Consider the following 8640-nt stretch of genomic DNA (forward strand, 5'->3'; position numbering starts at 1 on the left):
ACCACCCTTCCGGTACCCGCCCGGGCGTCCCGTTGCCTCCCTGGTGAGGTCAAACCCATGCCGCAATGGCCAACGCCAGCGCCGACCGGCGCCGACGATGCCCGATGTCGGTCGGCGGCAGGGTTATGCTTCAGGGCTGCCGGGTGCGCCATCCGTTTTTCGGCGACGGCCTGGTGGTCGGCCTGCGTGATCAGGACATCCTGGACATCAACTTCGGCGGCACCCAGCGGTCCATCAAGGCGGGCGTCGTGGCCATGGAGCGGGTGTGACCGCGCGCGAGCCGTGCGGGCGCGTCGATCCCGCCCGCGGTCGCCCACACGCGCTTCCACGGCGACGCTTGGCGGTCCACGGCGGACCGGTGTATTACGACAGCGCGCGGCTCGTGGCCTTGGAGTCACGCCTGCGACATGGATCGCGAGCGTTTCCAGTCCGCGCTGCGGCGCGCGTTTGGCCTGACCGAAGCGTCTCGATTCACCCGTTCGAGGACGCAAACCGCCGGATGCCGCGTGCCATTGCGGAACACCTCCTGGTGCAGGGCCTCGGGCAACCCACGCGCGACGCGCCAGGCCCCGCACCTGGGGCTGGGCTCGGGCGATCCGGCCTGCGAGCGATCGGGCCACCCGTTGTTGGAGTAACCCCGTGATCACCGAATCCGCCGAGCCCACGCCGCGCAGCGACCACGACAGCCCCTGGAAGGAGGCCCTGGAGGGTTACTTCCCGGAATTCCTTGCGCTGCTCTTTCCGCGCATCCATGCCGACATCGACTGGTCTCGCGGCTACCAATTCCTCGACAAGGAATTCCAGCAGATCGTGCGCGACGCCGCCACCGGCCGCCGCTACGCCGACAAGCTCGTCGGTGTGCACCGTCGCGACGGTCAGCCCGCCTGGGTGCTGGTGCATGTGGAGGTACAAGGCGAACCCGAGACAGCTTTCGCCGAGCGCATGTTCGTCTACAACCACAAGATCCGCGACGCCCACGACGTGCCCGTCGCCAGCCTCGCCGTGCTCGCCGACACCGATCCGTGCTTTCGCCCCGAGCACTACCACGATGACCTCTGGGGCTGTTCCGTCGACTTCCGCTTCCCGATGGTCAAGCTCATCGACTGGGACACCCCCGAAGGCTGGCCCGCGCTGGAGGCCAGCGACAATCCGTTTGCCTTGGTCGTCATGGCCCAGATCCGCGCCAAGTCCACCAAGGACGCCGAAACCCGCAAGGCCTGGAAGTTTCGCTTGATTCGCCTGATGTATGATCGCGGCTACGCGCGCACGACCATCCTGGAGCTGTTTCGCGTCATTGACTGGATGATCCGTTTGCCCAGAACCCTGGAGGACGCTTTCCTTCAAGAGCTCTATACCTACGAGGAGACCAAACAGATGCCATACGTGATCAGTGCCGAGCGTTTCGGGATCGAGAAGGGCTATCGCCAGGGCGAGGCCGACCTCCTGCTCTGGCAGATCGAGAACAAATTCGGCGCCGACTCCGCCGCGGCCCTGCGCGAGCGCATCGAAGCGGCCGACAATGAGCGCCTGCGCTGCTGGTCGGCGCGCATCCTCACCGCCGACACCCCGGATGCGATCTTCCACTGAGCCGTTGCCCGGCCGCAGGCCGCGCGACGACCGAGCGGTAACAACCACCCCGCGCCCATGGGCGGCGTGATCCGCGACGCCTCTGGGCCGCGCGCCGAGACGCATCGCGTCGTGGGTTGCTTGTCTGGTGTCTAACCAATCCGGCGTCGTGGCCATGGAGCGGGTTCTTCCGCTGCCTCCCGCGGCGCAATCTACCGGTCGTCGTCCTGGCCTGGCCTGGCTTGGCATGCGTGACGGCGAGCAGGGCAGGGCCATGGGCGTCGCATGCGCAGTCTCGCGGTTGGGATACAGGAGCCCGGAGGCGTCCGATGCATTGGTCTGTCGCGTTGCTGTTTGCCCTGCTCGGCGGGTCCGCGGCCTATACCCAGGTCACCGCGTGGCGGGCCGAGTCGGCCAATCCACCGATCGGGCGGTTCGCCGCGGTTGACGGGCTGCGCATCCACTACACGGACCAGGGGCAGGGCCGGCCGCTCATCCTGGTCCACGGTGCGAGCACCAGCCTGCTGGACTTCCACGCCAGCATCGCCGGCCCCCTGGCCGCGCGGCACCGGGTGATCGCCGCGGACCGCCCGGGTCACGGCTACAGTGAGCGTCCTGCCGCTGCCTGGCCGAATCCATTGGCCCAGGCCCATCTCATTCACGGCCTGGCACAGGCGTTGGGCGTGGAGCGCCCGATGCTGGTCGGGCACTCCTGGGCCGGCGCGCTGGTCCTCGCCTATCTGCTCGCCTACCCTGACGAGGCGGCGGGCGCGGTGCTCCTGGCCGGCGGGACCCACCCCTGGGAGGGGGGCGTGGCCTGGTACAACGACCTGGCGGGGGTCCCCGTGCTGGGGTCGCTGTTCGCCTACACCGTGGGCGGGGCACTGGGCCCGCTTGCCATCGACGGCGGGATTGCGGAGGTTCTGTCCCCGGACCCGGTCCCGGATGGCTATCGGTCCCGCACCGGGGTGGACCTCAGCCTGCGCCCGCGGGCCTTTCTGGCCAACGCGGAAGATGTGCGCCGCCTGAGCCCCTTCCTCGCCGCGCAGCGGGCCGGCTACGCGCGCATCCAGATCCCGCTCCTGCTCATCACGGGCGACGCGGACGACCTGGTTCCCGCCTGGAATCATGCCGACCGCCTGATCCTGGAGGTCCCCACGGCGCGCCAGGTCGTGATCCCGGGGGCCGGCCATGGCCTGCACCACAGCCGACTGGATGTGGTGGTGGGGCTCATCGAGGACTTCGTCGCGGAAACGGCCGCGGCCCGCGACGTTGGTCATTGAGTCCGAGATGCCGACGCTGCTATTCAGACTCAACGGTGTCCCGGACGACGAGGCGGACGCGGTGCGCGCCCTGCTACGGGACAGCCAGATCGATTTCTACGAGACCCACGCCGGGCGCTGGGGAATCTCTCTCGGCGGCATCTGGTTGCGCGATGCGGATGGCCACCGCGCCGAGCGTGCGCGCAGCGTGATCGAGGATTACGAGCAGGAACGCGCTGCCCGCGCCCGTGAGGCCTACGATGAACAGCGCCGCTGCGGCCGGCACGAAACGCTGGTCCAGCGGCTGCTGCGCGAGCCACTCAAGGTGATCACCGTCTTTGCGATCGTCCTCGGCGTGCTGTACCTCTCCCTCATGCCCTTCATTGGCTTGCGCTGATCCCTTGCCGTGGAAGGTGAGCCCGCCCGCCAGGGCGTGACCGGCGAGACCCACCGCGCGGAACAACAACGCCCCGGAGAGGATCCCCAACAGCACACCGCAAGCCGAGGTGAGATTGACATGAATGGCTGCGGCCCCGCCGATCGGCTCTCCAAGGTGTCGCTGAACGCCGTGACGCGCATCGTCGCGGACGAGTGCCAGGCACCACGGACGTCAAGATCAACTCGGTCTGCCCCGGCTGGGTTCAGACCGACCTGGGCGGCTCCGATGCGACGCTCACCGTCGCGGAGGGTGCCCGCGGTATCGTCTGGGCCGCGAGGCTGCCCGCGGACGGCCCGAGCGGCGGGTGCTTTCGCCACGGGGAGCCGATCCCGTGGGAACGGCGCCGCCCGGCGTCGACTGACTCCGCGCGCCCGCGACCGCGGTGTGCCGATCCGGTCACATCGGCGTCGGCCGCGATGAACGCTGACTCCCCGCTGCGCCGGCTGCTGCCGCTCGCGCTCGCCGCGGGCCTCCTCTACGTCGCATCACTCGCCGTCACCCGGCTGCCGTGCTGGGCGCTGTTTGCGTTGCTGGTGCCGGTGGCCTGGCTGCTCTGGGCCTACTGGGCCGGCAACGCGCTGTTTGCGCGGCGGCTCTGGCTCACCGGGGTGACGCGCCCGCCGAGCGCGCTCAGGCGCTGGCTGGTGCGCGGCTGGCTGCTGCAGGCGCTCGCGACGGTGCCGGCGCTGGTGTTTGCGGCGGTGCTGCTGGCGCTGGCGGCGCCGCTCGGTCCGGAGCACTGGTTCCTGCTTGCGCTGGACGCGCTGCTGCTGTCGCTCGCCGTCGGCCCGGTGCAGCGCTGGCTCGGCAGGGAGGTGCAGGCCGACAAGGTCGGCACCGTCGCGCGGCGCTGGCCGCTGCTGCTGCTGAACCTGGCGCTGCTCGGTGTGACCTTGCTGGTGCTCGACTTCGCCGTGCTGGGCGGGCCGGATACCCGCGGGCAGGCCTGGCACTTCGTGGCCGAGGCGGCCTTCCGCAACGCGTCCGCGGCCGCCTGTCCCGTCGCCGGCTGGGGCTTGGGCGCCCTTGCGGCCGTCGATGCGCTGGCCTGGCACGCGTCGCTCTTGGTGATCCCGAGCCTGCCCGAACCGGTGCTCAGGCTCACCGCCTGGGGGCTCATCCTGTTGCAGGCGGGCGTCTTCGCCTGGCTCTTCACGAGCCTGCTGCTCGGCGCCCTGGCGCTGGTTGAGCAGCGCCGGGCGGCGACGGCGGGCGCTGTGCCTGGCGTGAACGCGACGGTGTCGACGGCCTTCATCTACACCATCCTCGTGCTCGCGCTGCCCTATCTATAGGCTGCGCACAAGCTTCGCCAGTTCGACCCGGCATCCTTGGCCGGGCCGGCCCAGGCCGTCGTCGCCTGGACTAACCCCTGCCGCGCGGACCCGGCGCTCGCGGCCCTGTCCGACGCGCTGGATACGCAGCTCGGCACCGCCCGCACGGGTGCGCTCGTGTCCGCGGACGCGGCGATCGAAACCGCCCTGGACGACTTCTTCGCCCGCGCCGCGCACGGCGTCGATGCCTACCTCGACTGGTACTTCACCGTGGTGGGCGAGTATCAGCGCCTCGCCGCCGTCGCCGTCGGCGACATGGGCGCGTTCATGGTCGCACAGTTGGACCAGCGGCTGTTCGCGGACACCGGCTTCGAGACCTGGCTCGATGAGACCTTCGCCGTGCTGAATGCCGACGCGGACGCACGCATGGCCGAGCTCGCGGGTAGCTTCGGCGCCCGGTTCGGCCGCGCGGCAGAGCAGAACGCCTGCGCGGTGGAGCTTCTGGGCCCCGCCGGGCTCGGCGGCGCCTGCGGTGACCCGGCGGCACTCGGTCGCGATCTCGGCCGCGCCGGCACCGCCGCCGCGGCGGGCGCGCTGACGGCCAAGCTGGTCTGGAAGCAGGTGGCCGGCGCCGTCGCCGCGAAACTCAGCGCCAAGCAGAGCTTCAAGACCGCGGTGGCGTTGGCCGGCAAGGCGGCGGCGAAGAAGGGCGGCGCGTCCGTGGCGTCAGCGCACGGTGCAACGGCGCTGTGCGCGCCGAGCGGGCCCTGGGCCGTACTCTGCGGCATCGGCGCCGGCGCCGCCGCCTGGCTCGCCGTGGACAAGGCGATGATCGAGGTCGACGAGGTGCGCTTTCGCGAAGCGATGCGCGCGGACCTGCTCGCGGTGCTCGCCGAGCAGCGCGAGGCAATCGAAGTACTGCTCCGCACGCGGCAAGCGGCGTCAATCGATGCGCGGCTCGGTGCCCTCGCGCAACGGCTCGGGCGGCGCTATGTGCCGGCGCGGGAGTCAGGTCGCCTGCCGTAGACGGGGATGCACTTGCGAATCCCCGCTCCTCAGTGGGTCGCCTCTGGGCCGGCGACCCGCCACGCCCGGCGGACTCGGGCTTCCAGCGGGTGACCGCGAAGGAAAGCGCGAGGCCGACCGGCGTCTGAATCCGACCACGCGTGCCGGGCCGGTCAGATGCGCAGGGGGCGCCGCCGGACGCACGCGCGGCCCCCCAGAGCGGCCATTCCTGCCGGTCGATCACGGGTGCGCCAGGCGACGCCGGCGGGGGCTTCGATGATGCGGCCGACCCGGCGCCTGTCATCAACCCTCGGCGGGGTTCTCGAATACCATGAAGTGCTGGGAGGGCAGGATGTCGAGGGTTTCAACCCAGCGCAATCCAACAGCTTCGAGCTCGGTGATCGCCTGCGCTTGGGTCATTTTGTGCAGCGGCTTGATGGGGACCCTTGGATCCTCGCCGCGGTACTCGATCAGAAAGACGCGTCCGCCCGGTCGCAGTGCGCGGCGGATACCCTGCATCATCTCGAAGGGATGGGCGAATTCGTGGTAGGCATCGACGAGCAGCACGGCATCGACGCTATCCGATGCCAGTTTGGGGTCATCCTCTGCGCCGAGGACCGGGGTCACGTTGGTGATCGCGCTTCGCTCCATGCGCTTGCGCAGGACCTCGAGCATCTCCGGTTGCACGTCGACCGCGTAGACGCGACCGGTGGGGACGTCCGCGGCGATGCGGACGGTGAAATAGCCGGTGCCGGCGCCGATGTCGGCAACCTCGGCATCGGGCGCGAGCGCCATGCCTTCCACCACCCGGTCGGGTCTCTCCTCGACCTCTCGGGCACTCCGTTCCAGCCAGGCGGCGCCCTGGTGGCCCATGACTTGGGAGATCTCACGGCCGAAATAGAATTTGTCGATGCCGTCGCGGCTGGGTGCGTGGATCGTGTAGCGGTTGTCGGCAGCGGGCGCGGACTGCGCAAGCGCGGGTAGCGCTGCGAGCAGGCACCAGGCGACGATCAGCGTAAGCGGATGCCGGTGTTTCATTGGGAGCATTCTACTCGCCATCCGAATCGGCATAGAGCGCCGCCATCTTCGCCGCCTGCACCGCCACCACGCGGCGCAAGTCGGGCGGGGCGACCACCTCGACATTGTTACCGGCTCCCAACAGCCAGCGCAGCAATTGGCCCGTCGAGGGGACCTGCGCCCACACCCGGATCTCGAAGTCGGAGTCGAGGGCCTCGTCCTCCCACCGCTGGCCCGCCGCCAGCCGACAGTCGGTCAGCACCGCCACCAGATAGCCGCGCACCCGTAACTCCAGGTCGATCAGATCCCCCTGGCCGAAGTCTACTTGGCCGTTCGCGATGTACTCATCCAGATCGAATCCCGCCGCCGCCCGTGCGGGCATTTCTGCCAGCGCCTGGGCCCGGATCATCCGGTGCAGTGCATAGAGTCGGACCGGCTCGTCCTCGTCGTTCTTCAGGGCGAACAGATAGGCAATGGGCCCGCGCTGCACCAGTGCCTGGGGATGCAGGCAGGCATCGCCGGGCTCATCCTCGGCCTTTCGATACCGCACCTGCAGGGCACAGCGCCGCGCCAGGGCCTCGATCACGGCCTCCAACACCCCCGGATAGAGTTCCACTGCTTGCAGGCGCAGGGTGTCGGGGACGATCCGCAATCGACTCTCATCGAGCCTGGGACCCTCGGCGTTGGTCAGTAACCGCTGCCACAACCGATCGAGCTGGCGCTGGGGCAGGGCCTCCGCCACCAGCTCGCGCATCACCAGGAGGTTGTACTCCCAGATCGCCTGGTCGTCGTCCCGCTCATCCGTGATCCGCCGGTAGCGCAACGGCTTGCCGCCGGGGTTGACCGCCTCGATGCGCCCCGCCTTCACCAACTCGTCCAGATCGCGTTGCAGTGCACGCCGACGTGCCTCCGGCGTCTTGCCGGCATAGCCCTCACCGAGCATCGCGAGCAGCCGCGCGCCGTCCGGGCAAGCGTCGGCCGCCCGCCCGCGGGCCAGCAGGGCCTCCAGGCGTTTGAGGCGCGCGATCCGGGTTTCATGGGTAGCAGGCATGGCGTTAGTGTGCGACAGCGTTTGACGTATGGCAATGGTTCAATGCGTCTCGTCAACCGCCATCCAGAGGAATCCGCCATGGCCCAGAAGAACCAAGACCTGTCGTCGCGCCAACTGCTTGACCTGATCGGTCTGAGCGAAGAAGCCCCGCGGGATCTGCTGGAGGACGAACCGCTGGACGGTCTGAACGGCGATCTCTGGGCGGCCCTGCGGTCGCGCTACCAGTCGTTCATCGCGTCGCATCGCTTCGCCCCCGGCGATCTGGTCTGCTGGAAGCCAGGCATGCGTAACCACCGCCTCCCGCGCTACGGCCAGCCAGTCGTAGTGCTGGAAGTCCTGGAGACACCGGTGTTCGACGCGGAGACCGATGCCGGATCGACCTACTTCCGGGAGCGGCGCGATCTCGTGTTGGGCATGATCTGGGAGACCGGTCCAGGGCGAGGCGATCTGATCAGCTTCCACTTCGATCAACGTAGATTTATGCCTTGGACGCAGGAGAATTGAGCATGAACGACCATCGTACCCTCTGGCGCACCGACTTCACCACCGTACCCGCCGCCGCGCGGCGCGCCGCCCGCTACGCACTGCAACTGGCGCACGGCGATATGCGTCTGTGTCACGACCTGAAGGACGCCAATGTCTTGGACGCCCTCTGGGAATTGACCCTGCCCCTGCTCGATCAGGACGCCGTGGCGGCGCTGCTGTCACCCTATGCCGATTCTGAGCATAACTGGCTGCCGCCGGGCGCGGTCGATTGGGAGGAGTGGGAGGATGTGCAACTGGCCCGGCTCATGGACTATGAAATCGCCCGGACGGCCAACGATGACCGGGAATTGCCGCCCCGCCCCCGCGGTGCCGATGAACTGCGCAAGCGCCTGCGTACCTTTTCAGCAATTCTAAATTCGGGCGGCATCGCGCGATCCCTGGTGGATGCGGCGCGCGCGACCGAGGTGCCGGATCCCTGACACCGAGCGGCGCGCCTTATCCACCCTACAGCGGAGCCGGTTTTGTAGGGTGGATAAGCGCAGC

At 69.1% G+C, this 8640-nt stretch carries 10 protein-coding genes; 8 read left to right on the forward strand and 2 right to left on the reverse strand.

Annotation, left to right across the window (positions count from 1 at the left end; genetic code table 11):
• Window positions 1-125 precede the first annotated feature (125 nt).
• From QZY03_RS04580 to QZY03_RS04610, 6 genes are all read left to right on the forward strand, one after another.
• A complete protein-coding gene (locus tag QZY03_RS04580) occupies window positions 126-269 on the forward strand; it encodes a hypothetical protein (protein ID WP_295578589.1) in 144 nt (47 codons plus the stop codon).
• A gap of 370 nt (window positions 270-639) precedes the next feature.
• Entirely contained in the window at window positions 640-1587 is a 948-nt protein-coding gene (locus QZY03_RS04590) for a hypothetical protein (RefSeq protein ID WP_295578590.1), read from the forward strand.
• Window positions 1588-1895: 308 nt separating this feature from the next.
• Window positions 1896-2849: an alpha/beta hydrolase gene (locus QZY03_RS04595; protein ID WP_295578592.1), complete on the forward strand. Its 954-nt coding sequence runs from the start codon at window positions 1896-1898 to the stop codon at window positions 2847-2849.
• 7 nt (window positions 2850-2856) lie between these two features.
• The gene (locus QZY03_RS04600) at window positions 2857-3225 is read left to right on the forward strand and encodes a DUF6164 family protein (protein ID WP_295578593.1); all 369 of its coding nucleotides are present in this window, start codon (window positions 2857-2859) and stop codon (window positions 3223-3225) included.
• A gap of 458 nt (window positions 3226-3683) precedes the next feature.
• Complete coding sequence (locus QZY03_RS04605) at window positions 3684-4559, forward strand: hypothetical protein (protein WP_295578594.1); 876 nt, start codon at window positions 3684-3686, stop codon at window positions 4557-4559.
• A gap of 36 nt (window positions 4560-4595) precedes the next feature.
• The gene (locus QZY03_RS04610; protein WP_295578595.1) at window positions 4596-5564 is read left to right on the forward strand and encodes a hypothetical protein; all 969 of its coding nucleotides are present in this window, start codon (window positions 4596-4598) and stop codon (window positions 5562-5564) included.
• Window positions 5565-5846: 282 nt separating this feature from the next.
• On the opposite strand, the gene QZY03_RS04615 is transcribed toward QZY03_RS04610, so the two are convergent.
• Together QZY03_RS04615 and QZY03_RS04620 are read right to left on the reverse strand one after the other, a co-directional pair.
• On the reverse strand, window positions 5847-6590 hold the full coding sequence (locus tag QZY03_RS04615) for a class I SAM-dependent methyltransferase (protein ID WP_295578596.1): 744 nt from the start codon (window positions 6588-6590) through the stop codon (window positions 5847-5849).
• A 1-nt stretch (window position 6591) separates the two neighbouring features.
• The gene (locus tag QZY03_RS04620) at window positions 6592-7611 is read right to left on the reverse strand and encodes a WYL domain-containing protein (protein ID WP_295578597.1); all 1020 of its coding nucleotides are present in this window, start codon (window positions 7609-7611) and stop codon (window positions 6592-6594) included.
• Between the two features lie 78 nt (window positions 7612-7689).
• Here QZY03_RS04620 and QZY03_RS04625 point away from each other — a divergent pair, with 78 nt between their 5' ends.
• Together QZY03_RS04625 and QZY03_RS04630 are read left to right on the forward strand one after the other, a co-directional pair.
• Entirely contained in the window at window positions 7690-8115 is a 426-nt protein-coding gene (locus QZY03_RS04625; protein WP_295578599.1) for a hypothetical protein, read from the forward strand.
• 2 nt (window positions 8116-8117) lie between these two features.
• Window positions 8118-8576 carry a hypothetical protein gene (locus QZY03_RS04630; RefSeq protein ID WP_295578600.1) on the forward strand — a complete coding sequence of 153 codons (459 nt, stop codon included), beginning with the start codon at window positions 8118-8120 and terminating at the stop codon, window positions 8574-8576.
• The last annotated feature ends 64 nt before the right edge of the window (window positions 8577-8640 follow it).

This window comes from uncultured Lamprocystis sp., from assembly GCF_903933125.1.
Classification (GTDB): domain Bacteria; phylum Pseudomonadota; class Gammaproteobacteria; order Chromatiales; family Chromatiaceae; genus Thiodictyon.

Coding starts and splice junctions, on each gene's coding strand:
- QZY03_RS04580 (WP_295578589.1), top strand. CDS start 126: ATGCTTCAGGGCTGCCGGGTGCGCCATCCGTTTTTCGGCGACGGCCTG.
- QZY03_RS04595 (WP_295578592.1), top strand. CDS start 1,896: ATGCATTGGTCTGTCGCGTTGCTGTTTGCCCTGCTCGGCGGGTCCGCG.
- QZY03_RS04600 (WP_295578593.1), top strand. CDS start 2,857: ATGCCGACGCTGCTATTCAGACTCAACGGTGTCCCGGACGACGAGGCG.
- QZY03_RS04605 (WP_295578594.1), top strand. CDS start 3,684: ATGAACGCTGACTCCCCGCTGCGCCGGCTGCTGCCGCTCGCGCTCGCC.
- QZY03_RS04615 (WP_295578596.1), bottom strand. CDS start 6,590: ATGCTCCCAATGAAACACCGGCATCCGCTTACGCTGATCGTCGCCTGG.
- QZY03_RS04620 (WP_295578597.1), bottom strand. CDS start 7,611: ATGCCTGCTACCCATGAAACCCGGATCGCGCGCCTCAAACGCCTGGAG.
- QZY03_RS04625 (WP_295578599.1), top strand. CDS start 7,690: ATGGCCCAGAAGAACCAAGACCTGTCGTCGCGCCAACTGCTTGACCTG.
- QZY03_RS04630 (WP_295578600.1), top strand. CDS start 8,118: ATGAACGACCATCGTACCCTCTGGCGCACCGACTTCACCACCGTACCC.